16 protein-coding genes are annotated in these 24,592 nt (G+C 43.5%); 15 read left to right on the forward strand and 1 reads right to left on the reverse strand.

Annotated elements, in window-relative coordinates:
* The first annotated feature begins 200 nt into the window (after positions 1 to 200).
* The 12 genes from KP625_RS09895 (at position 201) to glf (ending at position 17,499) form a co-directional block, all read left to right on the forward strand.
* Positions 201 to 929, forward strand: coding sequence for a helix-turn-helix domain-containing protein (locus KP625_RS09895; RefSeq protein WP_238297616.1), 729 nt, complete (start codon positions 201 to 203; stop codon positions 927 to 929).
* A 141-nt stretch (positions 930 to 1,070) separates the two neighbouring features.
* Complete coding sequence (locus KP625_RS09900; RefSeq protein ID WP_238297617.1) at positions 1,071 to 1,781, forward strand: RluA family pseudouridine synthase; 711 nt, start codon at positions 1,071 to 1,073, stop codon at positions 1,779 to 1,781.
* Between the two features lie 25 nt (positions 1,782 to 1,806).
* A complete protein-coding gene (gene proS / locus KP625_RS09905) occupies positions 1,807 to 3,243 on the forward strand; it encodes a proline--tRNA ligase (RefSeq protein WP_238297618.1) in 1,437 nt (478 codons plus the stop codon).
* Between the two features lie 65 nt (positions 3,244 to 3,308).
* Positions 3,309 to 4,694 carry a CCA tRNA nucleotidyltransferase gene (locus KP625_RS09910; RefSeq protein ID WP_238297619.1) on the forward strand — a complete coding sequence of 462 codons (1,386 nt, stop codon included), beginning with the start codon at positions 3,309 to 3,311 and terminating at the stop codon, positions 4,692 to 4,694.
* 77 nt (positions 4,695 to 4,771) lie between these two features.
* Complete coding sequence (locus tag KP625_RS09915) at positions 4,772 to 5,764, forward strand: hypothetical protein (protein WP_238297620.1); 993 nt, start codon at positions 4,772 to 4,774, stop codon at positions 5,762 to 5,764.
* 59 nt (positions 5,765 to 5,823) lie between these two features.
* A complete protein-coding gene (locus KP625_RS09920) occupies positions 5,824 to 7,167 on the forward strand; it encodes a PEGA domain-containing protein (RefSeq protein WP_238297621.1) in 1,344 nt (447 codons plus the stop codon).
* Positions 7,168 to 7,190: 23 nt separating this feature from the next.
* Positions 7,191 to 8,918 (forward strand): phospho-sugar mutase, encoded by a 1,728-nt coding sequence (locus KP625_RS09925; protein ID WP_177970275.1) that lies wholly within the window; start codon positions 7,191 to 7,193, stop codon positions 8,916 to 8,918.
* Positions 8,919 to 8,999: 81 nt separating this feature from the next.
* Positions 9,000 to 11,699, forward strand: a complete 2,700-nt coding sequence (locus KP625_RS09930; RefSeq protein WP_238297622.1) for an ABC transporter ATP-binding protein/permease — start codon at positions 9,000 to 9,002, stop codon at positions 11,697 to 11,699.
* Positions 11,700 to 11,767: 68 nt separating this feature from the next.
* A complete protein-coding gene (locus tag KP625_RS09935) occupies positions 11,768 to 13,024 on the forward strand; it encodes a nucleotide sugar dehydrogenase (RefSeq protein WP_305000011.1) in 1,257 nt (418 codons plus the stop codon).
* 9 nt (positions 13,025 to 13,033) lie between these two features.
* Positions 13,034 to 14,803, forward strand: coding sequence for a DUF2142 domain-containing protein (locus KP625_RS09940; RefSeq protein ID WP_238297624.1), 1,770 nt, complete (start codon positions 13,034 to 13,036; stop codon positions 14,801 to 14,803).
* A gap of 462 nt (positions 14,804 to 15,265) precedes the next feature.
* Positions 15,266 to 16,381 carry a hypothetical protein gene (locus KP625_RS09945; RefSeq protein WP_238297625.1) on the forward strand — a complete coding sequence of 372 codons (1,116 nt, stop codon included), beginning with the start codon at positions 15,266 to 15,268 and terminating at the stop codon, positions 16,379 to 16,381.
* Complete coding sequence (glf, locus tag KP625_RS09950) at positions 16,378 to 17,499, forward strand: UDP-galactopyranose mutase (protein ID WP_238297626.1); 1,122 nt, start codon at positions 16,378 to 16,380, stop codon at positions 17,497 to 17,499. Before KP625_RS09945 ends, glf begins: the two co-directional genes overlap by 4 nt.
* A 121-nt stretch (positions 17,500 to 17,620) precedes the next feature.
* Here glf and KP625_RS09955 read toward each other — a convergent pair whose 3' ends face one another.
* The gene (locus tag KP625_RS09955) at positions 17,621 to 18,676 is read right to left on the reverse strand and encodes a pyridoxal phosphate-dependent aminotransferase (protein ID WP_238297627.1); all 1,056 of its coding nucleotides are present in this window, start codon (positions 18,674 to 18,676) and stop codon (positions 17,621 to 17,623) included.
* Between the two features lie 194 nt (positions 18,677 to 18,870).
* Here KP625_RS09955 and KP625_RS09960 point away from each other — a divergent pair, with 194 nt between their 5' ends.
* The 3 genes from KP625_RS09960 to KP625_RS09970 all read left to right on the forward strand — a co-directional run bounded on the left by KP625_RS09960 (position 18,871) and on the right by KP625_RS09970 (position 24,588).
* Positions 18,871 to 22,437 carry a DUF5717 family protein gene (locus KP625_RS09960; protein ID WP_238297628.1) on the forward strand — a complete coding sequence of 1,189 codons (3,567 nt, stop codon included), beginning with the start codon at positions 18,871 to 18,873 and terminating at the stop codon, positions 22,435 to 22,437.
* 64 nt (positions 22,438 to 22,501) lie between these two features.
* Positions 22,502 to 23,755 (forward strand): DUF5716 family protein, encoded by a 1,254-nt coding sequence (locus KP625_RS09965; RefSeq protein WP_238297630.1) that lies wholly within the window; start codon positions 22,502 to 22,504, stop codon positions 23,753 to 23,755.
* Positions 23,755 to 24,588 (forward strand): hypothetical protein, encoded by an 834-nt coding sequence (locus KP625_RS09970; protein ID WP_238297632.1) that lies wholly within the window; start codon positions 23,755 to 23,757, stop codon positions 24,586 to 24,588. Before KP625_RS09965 ends, KP625_RS09970 begins: the two co-directional genes overlap by 1 nt.
* Positions 24,589 to 24,592 lie beyond the last annotated feature (4 nt).

Genomic DNA, 24,592 nt, shown 5'->3' on the forward strand with positions numbered 1-24,592 from the left:
GATATATAGTATTTTCTTTTCTTTTGCAGACAATACAAAATTATCATACCCGATATTTTCAAAAACTGCAATCTTATGATACATATTTCACAAAATGCACAGGAAACAACATGTCGAAAAGACAAGAAATACCGCTATATAAAGTGCACGAAATCAGGTTTCAAGGAAGCATATTTATGTTAAGGTAAGAACGGGAAAAAATGTTTACATTTAAAGGAGAGATGGAAAATATGACGATTAAAGAGGCTGCGAAGAGACTGCATGTGGAGACACATGTACTTCGATATTGGGAGGATGAACTAAGTCTGGACATCAAACGGAATGCGCAGGGACACAGGTATTATGATGAACGGGATATCCGGATGTTTGAGAGCGTGAAGGCGATGAAGGAAGAGGGGCTGATGCTGAAGGATATCCGAAATGCGATTATACGTGCCAGACGGGTGAAATCCGGTGAGATTGAAGCGCATGTATCGGATGAAGAGGAATCTTGTACGGATGACGGACAGACGGCTGCAAAACAGGAGTTGGGGAATGACTGTGAAAAAGTGGAAGAAAAACATTCGGTTGAGCTTCAACCGGTACATACACGGATGGATGAGGACAAAGATTCTATGTTGGAAAGAATGCAACGTATGGTTGGAGATGAAGATAAAGTTGTTGATTTTAAACAGGCGCAGCTTCAAAGCGTGATGAATCGTGTGATTGCAACTGCATTGCGTGAAAATAAGGATATTATCACTACTTCGATTAAAGAAGAGGTGACTGCTGATGTGATGAGGCAATTCGATACGGTCATGCGTGAAAAGGAAGAGCGAGAGGAAGCCAGATATCGAAAGCTTGATATGGTGTTGCGGGAAATCCAGCAGGCAAATGCGGAAGTGGCTGCAACGAAAGCAAAAAAGGGATTATGGAAAAAACATCGGTAAATCGTATGACTTTAGCAGGAAATTCCATTACAGATGTTGAAATTTCTGTCAGTCGTTAGTTGCAAAAAAAGAACAACTCTTGTATAATTCCTATTAGTTATGTGCTAATATAGTGAAGAATAGAAGAAACGGACAGGGATTATGAAACCAGAGATTTTATATGAGGATGCATATCTGATTGCCTGTGTGAAACCATATGGTGTATTGTCACAGGGAGACAAGGGCAATGATGAAGATATGATTACAAAAATCAAACATTACCTGTATGACCAAGATACATCGGAACAGGCAGAAGAACCATACGTTGCTGCGATACACCGGCTGGACCGTCCCGTAGGGGGTGTGATGATATTTGCAAAAACCCCGGAGATTGCAGCAAAACTGTCGGATATGCAGCAGGATGGTGAAATCGTGAAATACTATCAGGCGGTGATAACCGGTGAACTCCCCGATGCAGAGGGGGAGATGGTAGATTATCTTCTGCGGGATGGAAAGACGAATACAACGAAGGTTGTAAAAAAAGGCGAGAAGGGTGCGAAACGCGCGGAATTATATTATGAAGTTTTGGATGCGATGGATACGGATGATGGAACGCTCAGCTATGTGTTGATTGAACTTGTGACGGGCAGACACCATCAGATTCGGGCACAATTTGCAAGCCGTGGCTGTGGCATCTGGGGTGACACAAAGTATAATCCGAAATTCGCAAAGACAAAGCGTAAGTATAAGCAGATTGGTTTATTCTCCTCAAGGATGGAATTTACGCATCCGATTACAGGAGAAGAGATAGTAATCAAGAAGGAACCGGAGGGCGAGGCGTTTACGGTACTTGATTTAGATGAATTCGAATAAAGTGGAAATAGAAAGGACAAGAAAAATGGCAAAGGACAAGAAGTTAGTAGAGCATATTACAGCGATGGATGAGGATTTTGCACAGTGGTATACAGACGTTGTTCGTAAAGCAGAACTGTGTGATTACACAAGCGTAAAGGGATGTATGGTTTTTAAGCCGGCAGGTTATGCGATCTGGGAGTTGATTCAGAAGAATCTCGATGAGCGATTCAAGGCAACCGGTGTAGAGAACGTATATCTTCCAATGTTTATTCCGGAGAGTCTGCTGGAGAAGGAGAAGGATCACGTCGAAGGATTCGCGCCGGAGGTTGCATGGGTAACACATGGCGGATTGAATGAACTGCAGGAGCGTCTCTGTGTCAGACCGACATCCGAGACATTGTTCTGTGATTTCTATTCTAAAGAGATTGAGAGTTATCGTGATCTTCCTAAGGTATATAATCAGTGGTGTTCCGTTGTCCGTTGGGAGAAGGAGACAAGACCATTTCTTCGTTCGAGAGAGTTCCTGTGGCAGGAAGGCCATACCGCACATGCAACTGCTGAGGAGGCAGAGGCAAGAACTATCCAGATGCTGAATGTCTACGCTGATTTCTGTGAGGAAGTACTTGCAATTCCGGTTATCAAGGGACGTAAGACAGATAAGGAGAAGTTTGCAGGTGCAGAGGCAACTTATACAATTGAGTCTCTGATGCATGACGGCAAGGCACTGCAGTCCGGAACGAGCCATAACTTCGGTGACGGATTTGCAAGAGCGTTTGGCGTCCAGTATACAGATAAAGACAATAAGCTTCAGTATGTACATCAGACATCCTGGGGTATGACAACGAGAATGATTGGTGCTATCATCATGGTACATGGTGATGACAGCGGGCTGGTGCTTCCGCCAAAGGTAGCTCCAACACAGATTATGATTGTTCCAATCATGCAGAAGAAGGAAGGCGTGCTGGAGAAGGCAGAAGAACTTCGCAGTGTGCTTGCATCAAATTTCCGTGTGAAGGTTGACGATTCCGATAAGAGTCCCGGATTCAAGTTCGCGGAGCAGGAAGTAAAGGGTATTCCGCTTCGTGTTGAAGTAGGACCAAAGGATATTGAGGCAGGACAGGCAGTTGTTGTCCGCCGCGATACGAGAGAGAAGATCATCGTACCATTTGACACACTGGCAGAGACTTGTGAGGCATTGCTTGCACAGATGCATGATGATATGTATGCAAAGGCAAAGGCACATCGTGATGCGAATACACATGTTGCTAAAAACTGGGATGAGTTCACAGATATTCTGGAGAAAAAGCAGGGATTCATCAAAGCTATGTGGTGTGGAGAAGAAGCCTGTGAGACAGCCATTAAGGATGAAACAGGAGCTACAACGAGATGTATTCCGTTTGCACAGGAGAAGCTTGGCGATGTATGTGTACATTGTGGCAAGCCTGCAAAGCATATGGTTTATTTTGGAAAGGCATATTAAAAATAGGAATTACGACATTTACCCTGCTGGTATCAGCAGGGTAGTTGTTTATCCGGGTGAAATACATGAAAATAGATATTCCGACAGGTGCGGCATATATTTTACGACAATTGAATAAACATGGGTACGAGGCATATATTGTTGGTGGATGCGTGCGCGACAGTCTGCTCGGCAAGGAACCGAATGACTGGGATATTACAACTTCGGCGAAACCGGAGGAGGTTAAGTCGATTTTTCGTCGTACAATCGATACAGGAATCCAGCATGGAACGGTGACGGTTTTGGTTGACCGGGAAGTTCTGGAGGATGGAAGCGGAAGACCGGTTAGTCATATCGATTATGCGTTTGAAGTGACAACGTATCGTGTTGATGGTGTCTATACCGATCATCGGCGCCCGGAATCGGTTTGTTTCACGGCAAGTCTCGAAGAGGATCTGAAACGGCGGGATTTTACAATCAATGCGATGGCATACAACCCGGAGCAGGGCGTGATTGATATCTTCGGTGGACAGGAAGACCTGAAACGCGGAATTGTTCGGTGCGTAGGATGCGCTTCCGAGCGGTTCGATGAGGATGCACTTCGTATTCTGCGTGCTGTCCGGTTTGCGGCACAGCTTGATTTTGTAATTGAGGAAGCAACGCGGACTGCTATGCGGAAGCAGGCAAAATTTTTGCGAGATATCAGTGCGGAGCGTATCTGTACGGAACTTACAAAGATGATTGTGTCGAAACATCCGGAGCGGTTGGAAGAAGCGTATGAGTTGGGCCTGACCGGTATATTTTTGCCGGAGTTTGACCGGATGATGCAGACACCACAGAACAACCCCTATCATCTGTATGATGTCGGACATCATACACTGAAGGTCGTGCAGGCGGTTTCTGCTACAACGGTACTTCGCTATGCAGCGCTGCTGCATGATGTTGGAAAACCGGAATGCAAGACGACAGATGACACGGGGGTGGATCATTTTTATGGACATCAGGAAATTTCTGCAAAGATCGCGCGTACGATTCTGCGTCGCCTGAAATTGGATAATGATACGATCGATCAGGTCTGCAGGCTGGTAAAAAATCATGATTATGGACTTTCCGGGGACGGACCGGGTATGAAGAGCTTTCGCCGGTTTGTAGCACAACTTGGTGCAGAGCATTTCGAAGATTTTCTGGAGATACGCAAAGGTGATATGGCAGGGCAGAGTGGATATCATCTCGAACAGCGCAGGCAGGTGATTGTGCATATGGAAGCAATGTATGCGGAGATCATAGAACAGAAACAATGTCTGAAACTGTCGGAGCTTGCAATCGGTGGAAAAGATCTGATTGCAATCGGTGTAAAACCCGGACCGGATATGGGACGGATTTTGAAAGCACTGCTGGATCGGGTACTTGAAGAGCCGGAATTAAATACAAGTGAACAATTATTGGCGATTGTAAAGGAATCGTATCTATAGATGCAGACAAACAATCGGAATGAAACAGCCTCTCCCGGCATACAATTAACAAGACTGATGTTGGGAGGGGATTTTTTGTGGCTGAAAAAATGTCGGAAGTGTTCGAGATGTACGATGTGAGATTGGATCACATAGGACGGGGGCGGGGAGCGATGGTGCTGTATACGGACAAGGGGGTTCGGCAGGTGCGAGCAGCAGAAGTGAGCGAGAAGAGGCTTCAGGCGGAATATGAATTCAAAGAGAATATGTATGCGGCAGGGTTTAAAAATATTGACCGTCTGGTGAAAAACAACGAAGATGAGCTGATCACCTATGACAGGTATGGAAATCCGTTTGTGATGCGCATGTATTTTGATGGACGGGAAATGAATGTTATGAACAAAAACGAAGTATTACATGCAGTTGACAATCTCATTTTGCTGCATCGAGCGGGACGAGAGGTGTGGCAGGCAGTTGACCGGGATATGCAGATTCGGGAAAAAAATGATGTCAAACGGCGAAACCGGGAGCTGAAACGTGTATATAATTATATTTCGAAGCAGAGTCCAAAGCGGGAGTTCGAAGCTCTGTTTATACGGGCATTTCCGTATTTCTATGAGCAAGGACTGCAGTGTGAGCGGATGTTAAATACAGAGCCAAAAGAATGTCGGCATCTGGGGTATTGCCATGGGTCTTATAATCATCACAGCGTACTTATATGTGGCGGTGGCACGGACCGACAGGCAGCAACAATCAATTTTGAAAAGTATCATGTGGGCAACCAGCTTCAGGACCTGTATTATTTTATACGAAAGACTGTAGAGAAAAATGGATACACCTATGCATTGCTGCAGGCGATTCTGGAGCGGTATCAAGAGGGGATTTTACTGCAACAGGACGATATCGAATACATTCAGGGACTGTATCGATATCCGGAAAAATTCTATAAGTTATCAAATCAGTATATGAATGGTTCTAAGGCAAGAATTTCTCCGAAAATGGTCGAAAAACTGAACCGGATAATAGTGGAGGAAGAAAAGAAGCAGAATCTGTTAGAGAAACTATCTTCATATAATATCTCGAAAAAATGAATATATAATCTTCACATTTGCAAAATAATCTTGTATAATACAGAAGTTAAGGTGGTTTTATGGATAAGCGGAAAATACGATATGGATTCGTTGTGTTGTTACTGGCATTTGTGTTAGCGGGCTGTGGGCAGGAAAAGAAGAATGATGTCAAAGTCTATGAGAACACAGAGGAAGTCACGACTGATCATGCAGAGGCTTCCATGACGGCAATCATAACGAGCATGGACATGGAGAATAATCAGATGCATTTTGTATCAGTGCCGGATGGTGCCGATATAGCATTGCAGTATCATGGCGGTGTGCGTGTGAGCGATACGCAGGGCACAGACATCGGCATTGCGAATATTGCCTGTGGAAGTGTGGTTGATATCGTTTATTATTCCGACACAGAAAAACTAATCAGTATTGCGAAGAATGCAAAAGTGAAAACTTATACGGGCGTGAAAAAATTCGCATATCGCCAGGATAAGAATATCGCTGCATATAACGGAAATAGCATAAAGGTGGCTGATTATACGCAGGTATTTGACGGAGATCAAGCAGTTTCTCTGGCAGATGTCAATACCGAGGATGAGGTTACTTTGTCTGTATGGAACGGAACACTGGTATCGGTTGTGATCACAAAAGGGCATGGTTATGTCCGTCTGCTGAATCAGGGAACATATATTGGTGGATTCGTGGAGATTGGGAAAGATGTGATTGTGCCGGTGACGGCAGATATGCTTGTGGCCGTGGGCGAGGGTGAGTATACACTTCGTATCAGCAAAAACGGATATTCAGGAGAGAAGAGTATTCGTATTACGAAAGACCGGGAGATGAATGTAGATCTCTCGGATGTTGCAATTCCGTCCGGAACGGTGACATTTTCAGTTTCTCCGGATAATGCAGGAGAGGTGATTAAGGTAGATGGGGAGGAAATTGCGAACCGAACCTATACCGGGTTATATGGTGAACACCAGCTTAGTATCACGGCAGATGGATATGATAGTTTCCGTGGAAGTTTTAAGATCACGGAGACAATGAAGACCCTGCGGGTAACTTTGCAGCAGGAGACCACGGAGGAAACAACGGAAACATCTGAGGAAACTACTACACAGGAAGAACAGACGACACAGACAGATCAAACAACGCAAAGTGTGCAGACGACCACACAAGATGGACAGACGACGGAGTCGGTGGAGCAGGGGAATAAAATTACGATTAAAAAACCGGAAGGAGTCGGTGTATATTTCGATGGAGATTATGTCGGGATCGCACCGGTGTCGATAAAAAAGGCAGCGGGAACGCACACGATTACCTTATATAAAGCCGGTTATTTGATAAAAAGTTACACAATACAAGCCGAAGATAACGGCAAAGATGATGAATATAGCTACGCGGATTTGATATCCGTGCTGGACTAAATATTAGGAGGAACATCATGGACATGGATTACAAGAAGGTTTATGAAGAATGGCTGACAAACCCGTTTTTTGATGAAGCAACAAGACAGGAGCTGGCTGCAATCAAGGATGACGAGAAAGAAATCAAAGAGCGTTTTTATACGGATCTTGAATTCGGAACAGCCGGATTGCGCGGTATTATAGGTGCCGGTACAAACCGCATGAATAATTATATTGTTGCAAAGGCGACACAGGGGCTTGCAAATTACATCAAGATGCGTAAGAAGCAGGCGAAGGGTGTTGCGATTGCCTATGATTCCAGACATTGTTCACCGGAGTTTGCAGATGTGGCAGCATTGTGCCTGGCTGCAAACGGTATTAAAGCATATGTATTCGAGTCACTTCGTCCAACACCGGAACTATCTTTTGCAGTTCGTTATCTGGGCTGTGTGGCAGGAATCAATGTAACAGCCAGCCACAACCCACCGGAGTATAACGGATATAAGGTGTACTGGGAAGATGGTGCACAGATCACACCTCCACATGATGCGGGTATTATGCGCGAAGTAAAAGCAATTTCCGTTCAGGATGCTGTTACAATGCCGAAGCAGGAAGCAATCCATGAGGGCTTGTATGAGGTAATCGGCAAAGAAATCGATGATGCATATATGGCAGAACTGAAGAAGCTAGTTCTGCATCAGGAGTGCATCGACAAATACGGAAAAGAATTGAAGATTGTATATACACCATTACATGGCACAGGAAATATTCCGGCAAGAAGAATCCTTCGCGAGCTTGGATTTGAGAATGTATATGTAGTTCCAGAGCAGGAACTGCCGGATGGCGATTTCCCAACTGTAAGCTATCCGAACCCGGAAGCAGCAGAGGCGTTCGAACTTGCGCTTGCACTTGCGAAGCATCATGATGCAGATCTCGTTCTCGCAACGGATCCGGATGCAGACCGTCTCGGTGTATATGTGAAGGATAAGGATGGTGAGTATCACTGCCTGACCGGAAATATGTCAGGAAGCCTGCTTGCAGAATATGAGCTCAGCCAGATCAAGGCGACAAGAGGTCTGCCGAAGGATGGTGCACTGATTAAGTCTATCGTTACAACAAACCTTGTAAATGAGATGGCAAAGAGCTATGGTGTAAAGCTGGTTGAAGTTCTGACCGGATTTAAGTTTATCGGTCAGAAGATGTTAGAGTTCGAGACAAAACATACAGGCACGTATCTCTTTGGATTTGAGGAGAGCTACGGATGCCTGATCGGTACACATGCCAGAGATAAGGATGCGATCGTAGCAACGATGGCGCTTTGTGAGGCAGCAGCATATTACCGATCACAGGGCAAGACGTTGTGGGATGCTATGATTGATATCTACGAGAAGTATGGTTATCATGTGGATGCAATCCATACACTGACCTTAAAGGGTATCGAAGGTCTCGAGAAGATTAAGAGTATCATGGAGCAGTTAAAGTCCCACACACCGAAGGAGATTGCGGGCTTAGAAGTACTCTGGGCACGTAATTATGACAATGATACAGCGACAAATATGAGGAATAAGGCGGTTATTCCAACCGGACTTCCAAAGTCAAACGTTGTATATTACGAGCTTGAAGGTGGCGCATGGCTTTGCGTCCGCCCGTCCGGTACAGAGCCAAAGATCAAGTTCTATTACGGTGTTATTGGTAAGGATTTTGACGATGCACAGCAGAAGTCAGAGGAATTTGGCGAAGCAGTCAATAAGATGATTGAATATATGATGTAAGAGTTTGAAAGCGGTTTCGGGAACCCGAAGGGTGAAGAAATCGCTTTTACTTATAATGAAAGAAAATGAAGGGAAGACGACATGCTGCAACTGAAAAACATAGTAAAGGACTATGGAGAGGGAGATTCAAAGGTACAGGCATTAAAGGGCGTCAGTATTAATTTCCGGGCAAATGAGTTTGTCTCCATTCTGGGTCATTCCGGATGTGGAAAGACGACACTTTTAAATATCGTGGGAGGGCTTGATCAGTACACCGATGGCGACCTGATTATCAAAGGAAAATCCACGAAGAAATATAAGGATAAGGACTGGGATACTTACAGAAATCACAGTGTTGGATTTGTATTCCAGAGTTACAATCTGATTATGCACCAGACCGTGTTGCAGAATGTTGAGCTGGCACTGACTTTATCAGGTGTCTCAAAAAGTGAACGCAGACGCCGGGCGAAGGATGTGTTAGAGAAGGTTGGACTTGGCAATCAGATTCATAAAAAGCCGAATCAGATGTCCGGTGGACAGATGCAGCGTGTGGCAATTGCGCGAGCGCTCATCAACGATCCGGAGATCCTGCTTGCGGATGAGCCAACCGGTGCGCTTGATACAGAGACAAGTGTACAGATCATGGATCTCTTAAAGGAGATTGCGAAAGACCGGCTTGTTATCATGGTTACACATAACCCAGAGCTTGCGGAGCAGTACAGTACGCGAATTGTCAAGCTGTTAGATGGTGAAATCAAGGATGACAGCATGCCGTATTCCGATGAGGAAGCGGCGAAGGAAACATATAAGGAATTAAGCAGGAAGGACTTGAAGCATAAGCGGATGTCGTATTTTACGGCACTTAATCTGTCTTTTAACAACCTGCTTACGAAGAAGGGAAGAACTCTGCTAACCGCATTTGCGGGAAGTATAGGGATTATTGGAATTGCGCTGATTTTATCATTGTCCGATGGATTCCGGAATTATATTAAGGGGGTAGAGGAGGATACACTTTCCACCTACCCGTTGGAGATCACAGATGAGTCGATTGATATGTCTGCGATGATGGGAATTATGCTTGGCACCGAGATGAAGAGTGAAGAAGAGCATGATATGGACAAGGTGTATTCGAACAACTTTGTCGGAAATTACATGAAGAATATGCTTGGGGAGGTCAAGGTCAACGATATGGTATCCTTCAAGGATTATATCGAAGAAGGTGACGGTCAGAAGATGAAAGACTATACCAGCGATATCATGTACACCTATGGCATTACGATCAATGCGTATAAAAGTGATGTGGATAAGGAGGTCTATCAGGTCAATCCAAGCACTGTCTTTGACAGCGTCGGTTTCGGTTCGATGTCAGAGATGGACAATCTTGGCATGACGGGAACGCAGAGTACAACGAATGTCTGGTCAGAAATGATCAGTAATCAGGAGCTGCTTGAGAACCAGTATGATGTCGTGGCCGGGCGTTGGCCGGAGAATTACGACGAAGTCGTGATGGTTGTAACGAAGGATAATGAAATCAGTGATTATGAGCTGTATTCGCTTGGAATCCGGGATGTCAGCGAGATGCAGGAGATGATGCGCGCGGCATTGAAGGGTGAGACAAAAACATATCCGAATACTTCGTACACCTACGATGACCTGCTGAGTCTCACCTATAAGGTAATTCCGTCTTCGGATTTTTACGCATACGATGATTCAGAGAAATGTTATGTCAATAAGAGTGATGATGCGGATTATCTGAAAGATAAGATCCGGAAAGGTCTGGATATCAAGGTTGTCGGCATTGTCCGCCCGAACGAGGATGCAACGGTTCATTCAATCACGACGACAATTGGTTACACCCATGCATTGGTGGAAAAACTGATGGATCTGTCAAAAGACAGCGAGGTTGGAAAGGCGCAGCTTGCAAATCCGGATAAAAACGTATTTACCGGATATGAATTTGGTGCGGATTTGAGCGAAAAGGCACAGAAGGAAGCCGAACAGCAGGCACAGGATGCGATGAGTGAGATGGGAATCGCAGATATGACAGAGGATCAGTTGTATGAATATATGGCGAGCCTTCCGGCAGACCAGTTAAAACAGTTTATGCAGGCGATGACCGAACAGACGCAGAGTGTGTCAAACAGTATGTCGCTTTCGGATTTGAAATCCGCAGAAAATGCAACCTATGATGATAACCTTATCACACTTGGCATTGCCTATGAGGATGATCCGAAGGTTATCCGCATCTATCCAATCGATTTTGAGTCGAAGGAAAAAATCATTGACGCGATTGAACAATATAACGATATGGTGAGAACAAACGGCGAAGATGAGAAGGAAATTTCCTACACGGATATGGTAGGAACGATGATGTCTTCCGTCAGTACAATCATCAATGCAATTTCATATGTATTGATGGCGTTTGTGGCGATTTCTCTTATTGTTAGTTCGATTATGATTGGCATTATCACATATATTTCTGTGTTAGAACGGACGAAGGAAATCGGTGTACTGCGAAGTATCGGTGCGTCAAAGAAGGATATCTCACGTGTATTTAATGCGGAAACAATTATCATTGGTTTTGTAGCAGGTCTGATCGGCATCGGTGTTACTATGATTTTGAATATCCCGATCAACGCGGTCATTCACCATCTTGCGGGACTGACCGGTGTGGCGAAGCTTCCGGTTGTGGGTGGTGTGATTTTAGTAGCAATCAGTGTCGTACTGACCATGATCGGAGGGTTGATTCCGGCCCGTGTGGCATCCAAGAAGGATCCGGTTGAGGCATTACGAAGTGAGTAAATAAGAAAAAATACAGTTTTAAAGGGAAAGATGTTTCGTTTTGATCGAGCGTATGGGAGGAACGAAGTATGAGAGCATTTGAAGATATAAAAATTGCGGTTGCGGGAACCGGATATGTCGGATTGTCACTTGCAACCCTGCTGTCCCAGAATCATATCGTGACAGCAGTTGATATCATCCCGGAGAAGGTGGAGCAGATTAACCATAAAATTTCGCCGATTCAGGATGATTATATTGAAAAATACCTTGCAGAGAAGAATCTGAATCTGTCGGCAACCTTAGATGGGGAAGCGGCATATCGTGATGCGGATTTTGTCATCATTGCTGCGCCCACGAACTATGACAGCCAGAAGAATTTCTTCGATACAACGGCGGTGGAAGCGGTAATTGAGCTTGTGATGAAGGTGAATCCGGAAGCTTTTATGGTTATCAAATCAACGATTCCGGTTGGTTACACCGAGTCTGTACGAAAGAAATATCAGACAAGCAGAATCCTTTTTTCGCCGGAGTTTCTGCGGGAATCCAAGGCGTTGTATGACAATCTGTATCCAAGCCGTATCATTATCGGTACGGATAAGGACGATGCAGAGGTGGACGCTGCGGCGCATACATTTGCACGACTTTTGCAGGAGGGGGCGGAAAAGGAAGATATTGACACGCTGTTTATGGGATTTACCGAGGCAGAGGCGGTCAAGCTTTTTGCGAACACGTATCTTGCGTTAAGAGTGTCGTATTTTAATGAATTGGATACCTATGCGGAGATGAAGGGACTTAATACGCAGGCAATCATCAACGGCGTGTGTTTAGATCCGAGAATCGGAATGCAGTACAACAATCCGAGCTTCGGCTATGGCGGTTATTGCCTGCCGAAGGATACAAAGCAGCTGCTTGCAAATTATGACAGCGTACCACAGAATATGATGACGGCAATCGTGGAGAGCAACCGGACGCGGAAAGATTTTATTGCGAGTCGTGTGCTTGAGAAGGCGGGTTATTACAGCTATGGTGCAAATAACGAGTGGAATGCAGCAAGCGAAAAAGAGGTTACAATTGGCGTTTATCGGCTGACGATGAAGTCGAATTCTGATAACTTCCGCCAGAGTTCCATTCAGGGTGTGATGAAGCGTGTGAAGGCAAAAGGGGCAAAGGTTATCATTTATGAGCCGACTTTACCGGAAGGAACGACATTTTTTGGTTCAAAGGTGGTAAATGACCTGAGCGTGTTTAAGAAACAGAGTGATGCAATTCTTGCAAACCGTTACAATGCGGAGTTGGACGATGTGCAGGACAAAGTATATACGAGAGATATCTTTCGGAGAGATTAAGGAGGAAGTATGGAACAAAGTTTTTCGAAACGATGCCGTTACTTTGTGTTATTGATTTTCTGTGTGACCGGGATGGTTATATTTGATCGTTCTTTGGTGTTTGTGTCTCCACAGATGACCATTCATAAATTGATTGTGATTGCGCTGAATATATTTGTAATCGGAGTTGTACCATTTGCATTTGCATTGATTCCTTGGCTTGCAAGAGCGACGGATGTTGTGTTGCGGTGGTTTATGAAATGTATCGAGAAGATACAAAGAAACTGGAAGAAATTTCTTTTATATATTGGGTTAGGAGTTGCCGGATGGGGTATGGCTTGGTTACTGGAGATTTGTATCATAAGCCGAATGCTCCACGAGGCGGTAAATGACAGTCGGAGAGTATTTGTCTTCGCAATTATTTTGCTTGGAATCGCTGTATACGGATTCCGAAAACGTGCAGGGCAAAAACCGGAGCAGTTTTTTGTTGTTGTAGCACTGATTTTAGGTGGCATGCTGATTCGTATTTCTCCTGCAACATTGGGGATTACAGCCGATGATGAAACACACTATGCCCGTGTTCTTGCAGAAGCCAATTTGTTTGATGGAAGCTGTTTGGATGTGGAACAGAAAATGTTGGATGAGTTTGCGCAATCTGTGTATTATAAATTGGCGTATGATCGAGAATCAAGAGCTGATTATTATGCTGAATTAAATGCAATGTATGAACAAAAAAATGTAATTCATCCGAGCGTTCGATTGCATGGAATATGGTCTCTTTCGTATGTGCCATCGGCGATTGGAACGATCATTGGACAGGGGTTGTCGTTGTCGTTTGTGCATGTGTTTATGTTAGGTAAATTGTTCAATTTACTCTTCTATGTAATGCTGTTTTATTTTGCAATTAAGAAGATACCATATGGGAAAACATTGCTGGCTGTATTTGGGTTAGTACCAACGAGTATTTTTATGGCATCTAATTATTCTTATGATCCGTGGGTCATTGGATTTATAGTGTTGGCATATTCGTTTTTCTTCTATGAGATTCAAAATCCGGACAAGAAGCTGGAAGCAAAAAATGTGGTGTGTATGATCGTATTTTTAATACTTGGATGCATGCCGAAGGCAGTGTATTGTGTACTTGGACTTCCGTTTTTGTTCATGCCAAAGGCAAAATTCAAAGACAAAAAGCAGCGCCTTATGTATTATATGCCCCTCGCAATTGCGGGGGTAGCGTTGCTTGCAACCTTTGCAGTGCCGGCATTGATACAGGGAGTTGGATCCGGGGATTCCCGTGGTGGGGAAGGAATCAATGCAAATGCACAGCTTGCCTATATTCTTTCAGATCCGATTGCGTATGCTAGGGTATTTTTTCACTTTTTAAAGGATTACCTTTCTTTTGGTAATATGCAGAGTTACATGCAGCGGTATTTCTATTTTGGAAATGGTGATTTTTATGTGCCTGTATTTGTGATACTGGTAATCGTTGCATTTTTGGATAAGAAAAAGGCAAAAAATCAGAGAATTTTGGTCCGTATATCCTGTGTTGCTGCCAGTTTGCTGGCTGTAGCAGCTTGTGCAACGGTTATGTATATCGTGTTTACTCCGGTAGGTTCCGAGCAGATTTTTGGCTGTCAGGGACGATATATTCTCCCGGCGATGATACCGTTTTTGGTTGCAATATCACCAGACGTTTTTGATAACAAAATCAAGCCGCAGATATTTACGATTGTGCCGATGATACTTGTTTCATCGACGTTTTTGTACAATGTATATAATATGAGTGTGGCTTTATATTAGTTGACAGGGGAGTATGTGATGAAATTACGGAATAGTATGAGAAGTATACAGGTGGGATTCTATAAAAGCATTTCCTGGTTGTATTTTGGAATGATGCTTGTGATCTTTGCAATTTGTGTTTTTTGCTTTCAAATGTACTTTGGCCGATCAGAGTTTTATCAGAATTATATTCCTGTGTTTGCCTTGCTGCCGTTTGGAATAATTTTTGTTGCCGGATTGAGTTGTGTGGCAGAGCTTGCTGCCTCGCGGATTGCGCGCGCGAACCGATGGATGATAATTATATCTGTAATATTATTACTGACACAGGTGTACGCGTTAAAGTGTTACTTTTTTTCTACAGATTGGGATGCTAGGACATTGATATTTTTATCGCATAGTGTTGCGCATGGGGAAGATTTATCTATATATAAGGAGTATTTTTCGAAATATCCGAATAATCTTTTCCTTGGATGGATTTTCGCAATGATATATAGGGTGGCACACGTGATAGGATTTCATGCATTTGAATATGTTTTAGTTCTGTGCGTGCAGTGTGCATTAAATGTACTGACAGGATTTCTGTTTGCGAAGATACTAAAGAAGTTAGTCAGTGACAATCGATTTGTAGTGCTTGGGTATGCGGTATATGTTTTATTGATTGGAATGTCCCCGTGGGTATCTATTCCATATTCGGATTCAATGGGATTGATATTCCCGGTTTGGATTTTGTATATTTATTTGAATCGAAACAAATGTCGGCTTGTGTTCTTGCCGTGGGCAGCGATTGGCATACTATCCGGATTCGGATATAAAATCAAGCCGCAGATTATAATTGTTCTAATTGCAATTCTAATCGTGACGGTGCTCAAAAAAAGACAAGGGCTGGATTGGAAAAAGATGTTGCAATGTACAGCCGGTGCTTTTGGGGGAATAATTGTGGCAATCTTGCTTGCGGGTGCAGCGGTTCGAAGTATGAATGTGCCTCTTGATACCGAGCGGGAATTTCGTATGCCGCATTATTTTATGATGGGGCAGTGCCCGGAAGGACTTGGTGTCTGGTGCCCGGAAGATGTCGGTTTTTCGGATTCGTATGCAACGGTGAAAGAACGGGATGCAGCAGATTGGGAACGGGCAAGGTTACGCATTCGGGAAATGGGCGTTGGAGGCGTTATAAATCAATTCACACGAAAAACGTTGACGAACTATTATGATGGAACATTTGGCTGGAGTGGAGAAGGCACATTCTTTTTTGAAGTTCGTGAAAATACAGGATCTTTAGGAGAACAGTTTTTTCGCGGATTATACTATACAAGAGATCATGCTTCAGAGGGAAAGTACTACACAGTCTGGTCGAATTTTGTACAGATGTTGTGGATCACATGTTTGCTTTTCAGTATATTTGCAGCTTTTTCAGAGCGGACAGATGAAAAGAATGTGGTCATGTTGAGTATAATCGGGTTATCGATATTTGAGGTATTGTTTGAAGCACGAGCGCGGTATTTGTACATATATGCTCCGTTTTATATACTTCTCGCGGTCTGCGGACTTGCAGTTATTATGAATAAAAAAGGGAAAAATTCACAGGAGGAACAGGAATGAAACAGTATGACTATCTGGTTGTAGGTGCCGGACTTTATGGTGCGGTATTTGCACAGCAGGCAAAGGAAAAAGGGAAAAAGGTGCTTGTAATCGACAAGCGGCCGCATATCGCCGGAAATGTGTATACAGAGGATGTAGAGGGCATCCATGTACACAAATATGGTGCGCATATTTTCCACACAAATAATAAGCGGGTGTGGGATTATATTACAAAATTTGCAGAGTTCAACCGATTTACAAATTCGCCGGTTGCAAATTACAAGGGTGAGCTTTATAGTCTGCCATTTAACATGTACACATTTAATAAGATGTGGGGTGTGGTAACACCGGAAGAGGCTGCTGCAAAGATTGAAGAGCAGAAGCAGGCAGCAGGTATCACAGAACCGAAAAATCTGGAAGAGCAGGCAATCAGCCTAGTTGGAACAGATATCTACGAGAAACTGGTAAAAGGCTATACGGAAAAGCAGTGGGGACGTCCATGTACAGAGCTTCCGGCGTTTATTATCAAGCGTCTTCCGGTTCGCCTGACATTTGATAACAATTACTTCAATGCGCTGTATCAGGGAATCCCGATGGGCGGATATACAAAGATGGTCGAAAACCTGCTTGATGGTATCCAGGTGAAGCTTTCAGCAGATTATTTCGCAAACAAGGCAGAGTATGATGCAATGGCAGAGAAGGTTGTCTACACAGGTGCAATAGACGCATATTTTGATTATAAGCTTGGTGCACTGGAGTATCGTTCGGTCCGGTTCGAGACAGAACTTCTGGATCAGCCAAACTTCCAGGGAAATGCGGCAGTGAACTATACAGATGCGGAGACTCCTTGGACCCGTATTATCGAACACAAATGGTTCGAATTTGGCAAAGACGATTCTGGCAATGATCTGCCAAAGACGGTTGTATCCCGTGAGTATTCTTCCGAGTGGAAGGTGGGGGATGAACCGTATTATCCGGTGAATGATGAGAAAAACGGTGCATTGTATCAGCAGTACAAGGAGCTTGGTGAGCAGGAATCGCATGTGATTTTTGGTGGACGCCTTGGTGAGTACAAGTATTATGATATGGATGCGGTAATCGCATCTGCACTTGTGATGAGCGAGAAAGAACTTGCATAAATATAACAACATGGGATTACTATAACAAAAAGCGGTTGGAAACAGATATGCTGTTCCGGCCGCTCTTTTTCTTCTAAATATTGGTCTGTGTCAAACGATTTATATATTTTATCACATACTGCTATCGCAGCAATTCCAAAATCGTATTTACCATCAGGTCGTTCTGCATCGGATTCATGATGGAGAACCGCACGAAATGAGAATCTAAGCCATGGAAATTCTCACAGTTTCGAAGTACAATGCCTTTCAGGTTGCAATGTGCCAGGAGGGATTTCGCGGTCACATCCTCTTTCAGGATCTGCATTAACACGAAATTCGCACTTGGTTTAAACAACCGCAGATTTTTGTTTGTGCTCATTGCCGAGTAGATCAGATTGCGCTCGGTGAAGATGCGCGAGTGGGATTCCCGGATATAGGAATTATCTTCGAGCATTGCAGTACATGCAGCCGCGGTCAGGCAGGAGATGCTGTTTGGCGTGGCTGTCATGTTGATGATCGTCATATTTGTTTCATTGTTCATAATGGCATAGGCAAGCCGTAAGCCAGGCACTGAGAAAAACTTGGATACGCTGCGGAGAATGATAACATTCTCATAAGTGTTTACAAGGGAAATAGCAGTGCGGCTTTCGTAATTTTCTGTAAATTCAATATACATCTCATCAATCAAAAGCGAAATGCCATGTTCGTTGCAGGCGGTAGCTAATTTCTCAACCTCTGCCCGGTCAATGACCTGTGAAGTTGGGTTGTTCGGGTTTCCCAGAATCACCAGATCAAGGTCATCTGTCAAATGGGATATGAAATCATCCATGTCTAAATGATAATCTTGGTTGATATCCATCTCATAAAAAACGGTTTCGCATCCGTATACAGACAATACATGTTCGTAATCTATAGCGGATGGAATTGGAAGTAATGCTTTTTTGGGGGCAAGCAGCGCGACAAAGAGGCGAAGCAGGTCCGAACTGCCACTGCCGAGTACCAGATGCTCCGGAGCGCAACCGGCGTATGAGGCAATTGCATTTTTTAAAGGTTCATAATAGGTATCCGGATAGCATCCGACTGCATCAATGTTCTCTATGATTGCGCGTGTTACACTCTCCGGAACGCCAAGTGGATTACAGTTTATATCATATCGGACAGTCTCATACTGTTCGATGCGAAGTGGCCCGTTATTCATAAAATCCTCCTATACTAACAGAAACAAACCATTTATAACCCTGTCTTGAAAAAAGAAAGGGGGTTTGTTATAATGTGATATGTGTTAAAAGGGGATAGTGGGTGAACTATACCCTCTTACCGTTAATTATACCTATTAAACAGACGAATGACAAGTAGGATTTCAGTACGAAGCCAAGAAATAAAGGAGATACCATGAAGGCGATAGTAGAGCATTATGCAAAGGGCGAATTTCAGGTAGACCGGCCTGAGGTCGCTATATCGGAAAAGTTTTTAAAACTGAATATTGAATCGGGAACTTTGTATGAGGGTGTCTTCAAGGTAAGTAGTACGAACAGCCATGTCATCAAAGCGATGGTATATGACAGCCGGTATATGCTGCGTTTCAACCAGCACACATTTATAGCAAAAACCTTTGATGTCGGATTCACATTTGATGCAACCTGTCTGGAAGCAGGAAAGAATTACAAAGGACATATCAGTGTCATCACCGATGGCGGTGAATTTAAAATCATGTATGACATTGATATTACAACACCATATGTAAAGTATGGGGGTCAGAAAATTGACGACCTCTTTAAATTTGCAACCCTTGCCGAAAGTAACTGGTCAGAAGCTGCGCGTGTGTTTGTGCGTGATGATTTTAAACGGACATTTATCAATCGTGACCCGGTTATAAAGCAGATTTACAACAGCTTGATGGAAAGCCAGTCTGTGAATCAGGCACTTGAGGAGTTCCTTGTGTATGTGCATAAGAAACGTGCACTTACACTGTCTGTATCGAAGGCAAAGGTAAATCTGGAGTTCCCGGAGGAGCTTTCCAAGATATCGATTAATATTAGTAAGAATACATGGGGATACAGTAGTTCCACGGTTCGCTCTACGGAGGATTTTATCATTCCTGCAAGAAAGGTGATCACAAGTGCGGATTTCTACGGAAATCTGTATTCTCTGGATGTTCTGATTTCACCGGAGAATATTCCGGATGGTGTGACATCCGGAAGAATTATTATTGAAAATGTCTATCAGACCATCGAGATTGAAATTAATCTGTCCAAACCGGCAGAAAAAGAAATCAAGATCTCAAAACCGGGAAGTAAGACACACTTGATCAAGACCAATCAGGTCCGTTTGATCAAGACTTATATGGATTACCGGATGGGACGAATCCAGCTTCGGGAATACATCAGTACGACATTGTTTACATTTAATAATCTGGCACGCTATGTACCGGAAGAGGACCTCTATCGTCTTGGTACAATGCATATGAATATTATGCAGGGAGAGACGGAGAAGGTAGAGCAGGAGTTCCTTCGTATCGAAGCAGATGTTGATAATTCCGGTATGAACAACAAACAGAGTTGCTATTATGCTTATTTAAAGGCGATGGTAAGCAAGGACCATCGGGCAACTGATCAGGCGCGGGAACTGATTCGCCGGAGTTATTGCACAGAGGATGACAAGATTTTTTATTTTTGGCTGTTGTTGTTTGTGGATGATACTTATAACAATGACCAGACCGCATTGTATCGAGAAATAAGGAATCTGTACGAGGGCGGTTACAATAGTCCTTTGATGTACATGGAATTGTGTGAGGTTTTGAACAACAATCCACTTTTGCTGAAACATATCACAGATCTTGAGGTCACAACAATTCGCTGGGGATTGCGCCATCAGTACCTGTCTGATGAGGTAATTGAGGCATTTATCCAGCTTGCAGCATCGTTCCGTACGTTTGATGCGAAGATCTTCGAGATTATGGATAGCATCTATTCCAAGAAAAAGAGTGATGAAGTACTGTCAAGTATCTGTTCAATGCTGATTAGTGCAGGAAAACTGGACAACAAATACCATCGGTTCTACCGGGATGCAGTCGAGCGGAATCTGAAGTTTATCGGATTGAATGAGTGTTTTGTCAAGAGTATGAATTTTTCCAGATACGATCTGATTCCGCAGTCGGTTTTGATGTATCTGAATTATAAGAATACACTTTCGGAAAAAGAGCTTGCGTATTTATATGCAAACGTGATTTATAACAAATCCCAGCATATGAAGGTGTACCATGAATATGCGACAACAATGCAGGATTTCATGGAGAATATGATCATCAGTGGGAAGGTCAGTGATGATCTGACTGTATTATATGATGAATTCTTAGAGCCGGAGACGGTCAGCCCGATGTATGCAAGCAAACTGATCAACATTATTTTCCGGAGAAAACTTGTCTGCTTCAATAAAGGTGTTCGTGCCGTGATCGTCACACATCAGGAGTTAGAAGAGGTCCAGCGTGTACCAATCGTAAATGGTGAAGCGTATGTGGAGATCTTGTCGAATACCGCATCTATCATCTTCGAGGATGGCGCCGGAAACCGTTATGCAGGATCCATTCCGTATCGGTTGGAGCGAATTGTAGACGAGAACGCATATATGGATATCTGCTGCAAATACAGTCCGAGGGATTACCGGGTGTTGCTGCACAATTATGAGCAGCTTGGTGATTTTACTTTTAAGAAGGCAATAGAAGTAAACGCCGCGCGGGATATTGTCAACTGTGATGAGATCTCATACGACTACAAGCAGCAGGCATATCTGAATATTATTGAGTATTACCACGAGAATCTGGATAACGAGGTTCTCACGAAATATCTGGAAAAACTGGACATTGAATACTTAAATCATGCAAATGCGCGTGTGATGATTGCGTACATGGTTGATATGAACATGTTCGATAAGGCATTCCAGGCGGTGAAGTTGTATGGCTTTGATGAGATCGACAGCGAGGAACTGTATCGTCTGGCGGATTATGGTGTGGAGGATAGCAACGGATTCTTAAATGAAGACCTGCTTTCAATTTGTATCCACCTGTATAAATCTGGTAAGGTTAATGAACGGATTCTTGTCTATATCATCAATCATTATAAGGGTGATTTGGAAGAACTGGCAGGTATCTTTAAGACGGTGCGTAATCGTGTCAGGGATATTTCTCTGCTGGCAGAAAATACATTGGCACAGATGATGTTTGCGATGGGAAATGTTGAGTACATCTACGACATCTTTACTGCATACTATGCAGGCAGAAATCGGGGACTTGTTGTGAAGGCGTTCCTGCGTTTTGCATGTTATAATTATCTGATTAAGGATGCACAGATACCAAGCGGTGTCTTTGACTGCCTGTATCAGGAGATACAGAAGGGCAATATTGAAGATGAGATTTCGCGTATGTCGATGCTGCATCATTTCTCTAAGCTGGACCGCTACACAGCGGAGCAGAAGACATGGATCAAGGATGCGGTAGGAAAATTCATGGATGCAGGAAAGCTGCTTCCGTTTTATAAGAGCTTTCAGTCATTTATTAAATTGCCGCAGGATGTCATGTTAAAGACATATCTGATCTATAAGAGTGAACCGGGCAAGCAGGTGACAGTCAAGTATGCATTTGATACCGGATCCAGACAGAATCTGATTTATAAGACAGAGCTTCTGGATGAGATGATTCCGGGTATGTATGTGAAGGAATATGTGGTGTTCCACGGCGAACGTCTGGTATATGAGATTTCGGATGATAAGCAGGGCACTTCTTATGTGGTGGAGAGTGAATCACTGAAGTCCAAAGCGTTTAACCGCAAGGATCGTAACCGTTTCGAGATTATTAACAGTATGCTTGTCAATCAGGAGATGCGTGAGGACAATGAGCTTTTAGAGACATTGGATGTATATTTGAATACGGTACATCTGTTTGAAGAGAATTTGAGTATACTGTAATATCTCAGGGAAACCTGCGTATTGCAAGGCACAGAAATGGATAGAAGTACGAAAGGAAGAAGACATGTCAGAGGCATATTATATAGGTATGGATTTGTGCTCGGATTCCACGCAGATCAGTTTTTATAACGATATCTCGCGGGAACCGGAGACAGTCAACCAATTGAATAATAAAGAAACGTATATGATGCCGAACATCCTGTTCTTCGGGTTAGAGACCGGAGAGTGGTATGTTGGTTCTGAAGCTTCTGAGGCACGATTCAAGGAACAGGGTATTGTATTGGATGAACTGTTTCAGAATGCCCGAAGCGAGGAGACCGTCGAGGTGCATAATACGCGATACAGTTACAGAAAGCTGTTTTTGATGATGCTCAAGATGCATGTCGATTCTTTCCTGTATCGCTATGAAGGGGCGACGGTAAAAAAACTTGTAATTACGATTCCGGAATATAACAAGGATCTGTTCCGCGTGCTTTCAACCTTCTACAAAGAACTTGGAGTGGAGAAGGAACAAGTGGAGATTACAAGTCATCTTGACAGTGGCTTGTATTATATTTTCAATCAGGATGAAAGTCTGAGAACAAACAGTGTTGGATTATTTGATTACAATACAGATGGACTTCATTATTATAGAATCGATATCTCACATGGTCAGGAGCTGAATACGATCAGCGTGACACATGAGGATTATTCCGAGAACTTCAATCTGGCAGCATTTGGTGGGGATAATATCCTGATGGATGTTACATTTGCAAAGATTGTTGCGAACGAGACAAAAAAGACATATATTTCGTCTATTTATCTGACTGGGCTTGGATTTTCGGAGAAGTGGCTGAACAAGTCGCGCGAGCTGCTGACGCAGGGCAGACGTGTATTTGCCGGACAGAATATATATACGAAGGGTGCCTGCTACAAGGCAGTCGGTGGCGAATATGGTGAGTTTTATAAAAAATATTTTGTAGAGACAAAAGAAAATGTGATCTTTGATGTGGGAATTTCTTCGGAGGATGAAGAAGACAGATTTATTCCGATTGCTCTGGGTGGCAGACAGTGGTACAACATCCATGGCAAGATAAGTATTATATTGGATGACACAGATTCTTTGACACTGGTATACAGAAACCGAAAGACCGGGGAGGAAGAACGTGAAGTTGTGAAACTGCATGGAATTCCGAAGCGCCCGAACAAGACGTCAAAATTTTCTGTTGAGGTGGAATTTGAAAATCCGCATCATGGCGCATTTATCATTAAGGATGTCGGGTTTGGAAAATTATTTCCGACCACGAACAAGATTTATCGTAAGGAGTTTGATGTTTAATGTCAAAAATTATCTTATGTACAAGAAAGGAAGCATCGCATCCGTTTATCTTCCTGAATACAAAGGTGGAAATCAACACCTACGAGGAGCTTTGCTTTTATATCTACAATAATACCGTGCTAATCTCGAAATCTTCGCTTTCAGAGAAGCTTTTTGACTGGATTCGGGATGAGCTGGATATGCCGGAGCTTGCAGCAAAGCTGGTGGCACTTTCGAACAAGGCGACATTTGCACAGGATCTGCTTGTGGAAATCCTGAATGCGGGGGATTATTATACGCCGGATGAGATTGCAACTTATGTGGAAGCATGGCAGAAATATCGCAGGCTGACTGCGAGCCAGCGCAAGAAACTGAAAGCGGACAGCTATCTTGGCTATCGCAGATACATTAAGGCAGCATCTATTTATGATGAGATTTTGGACAATCAGCAGGATATTACGGACAAGGTATTCTTAGGAAATGTCTATCATAACCGTGGGGTGGCGGCTGCCAACAACATGGATGTGGAGGATGCAAAACACTATTTCATGAAAGCGTATGAATTGAATGGAAACGAGGAAAGTCTGCGCAGTTATCTGATTGTATTTTCTGCAGGTAATGATGCAACGACACTGAAGCAGGAGATGCGCAAGTTTGACCTCGATGATGATAATTTCGAGAATCTGATGATTGAGATTGGAGATTCCAATGAAGATGTTCGTGAGATGACGATTTTCTCTATGTTACAGCGTGCGGTATATAATCGTATGAATAAGGACATGATTGATTACGATAAAAGAATGGATATTATACTTGGACAATTGAAGGATGAATTCAGAGAGCAGGCGATTTGATGGG

This window comes from Eubacterium sp. MSJ-33 (genome assembly GCF_022174665.1).
Taxonomy (GTDB): Bacteria; Bacillota; Clostridia; order Lachnospirales; family Lachnospiraceae; genus Coprococcus_C.

Bases quoted from the DNA above. Each gene is read 5' to 3' on its own strand.
- KP625_RS09935 (WP_305000011.1), top strand. From the start codon at position 11,768: ATGAGAGCATTTGAAGATATAAAAATTGCGGTTGCGGGAACCGGATAT.
- glf (WP_238297626.1), top strand. From the start codon at position 16,378: ATGAAACAGTATGACTATCTGGTTGTAGGTGCCGGACTTTATGGTGCG.
- KP625_RS09930 (WP_238297622.1), top strand. From the start codon at position 9,000: ATGCTGCAACTGAAAAACATAGTAAAGGACTATGGAGAGGGAGATTCA.
- KP625_RS09910 (WP_238297619.1), top strand. From the start codon at position 3,309: ATGAAAATAGATATTCCGACAGGTGCGGCATATATTTTACGACAATTG.
- KP625_RS09920 (WP_238297621.1), top strand. From the start codon at position 5,824: ATGGATAAGCGGAAAATACGATATGGATTCGTTGTGTTGTTACTGGCA.
- KP625_RS09925 (WP_177970275.1), top strand. From the start codon at position 7,191: ATGGATTACAAGAAGGTTTATGAAGAATGGCTGACAAACCCGTTTTTT.
- proS (WP_238297618.1), top strand. From the start codon at position 1,807: ATGGCAAAGGACAAGAAGTTAGTAGAGCATATTACAGCGATGGATGAG.
- KP625_RS09970 (WP_238297632.1), top strand. From the start codon at position 23,755: ATGTCAAAAATTATCTTATGTACAAGAAAGGAAGCATCGCATCCGTTT.
- KP625_RS09960 (WP_238297628.1), top strand. From the start codon at position 18,871: ATGAAGGCGATAGTAGAGCATTATGCAAAGGGCGAATTTCAGGTAGAC.
- KP625_RS09895 (WP_238297616.1), top strand. From the start codon at position 201: ATGTTTACATTTAAAGGAGAGATGGAAAATATGACGATTAAAGAGGCT.
- KP625_RS09955 (WP_238297627.1), bottom strand. From the start codon at position 18,676: ATGAATAACGGGCCACTTCGCATCGAACAGTATGAGACTGTCCGATAT.
- KP625_RS09965 (WP_238297630.1), top strand. From the start codon at position 22,502: ATGTCAGAGGCATATTATATAGGTATGGATTTGTGCTCGGATTCCACG.
- KP625_RS09940 (WP_238297624.1), top strand. From the start codon at position 13,034: ATGGAACAAAGTTTTTCGAAACGATGCCGTTACTTTGTGTTATTGATT.
- KP625_RS09900 (WP_238297617.1), top strand. From the start codon at position 1,071: ATGAAACCAGAGATTTTATATGAGGATGCATATCTGATTGCCTGTGTG.
- KP625_RS09945 (WP_238297625.1), top strand. From the start codon at position 15,266: ATGATATATAGGGTGGCACACGTGATAGGATTTCATGCATTTGAATAT.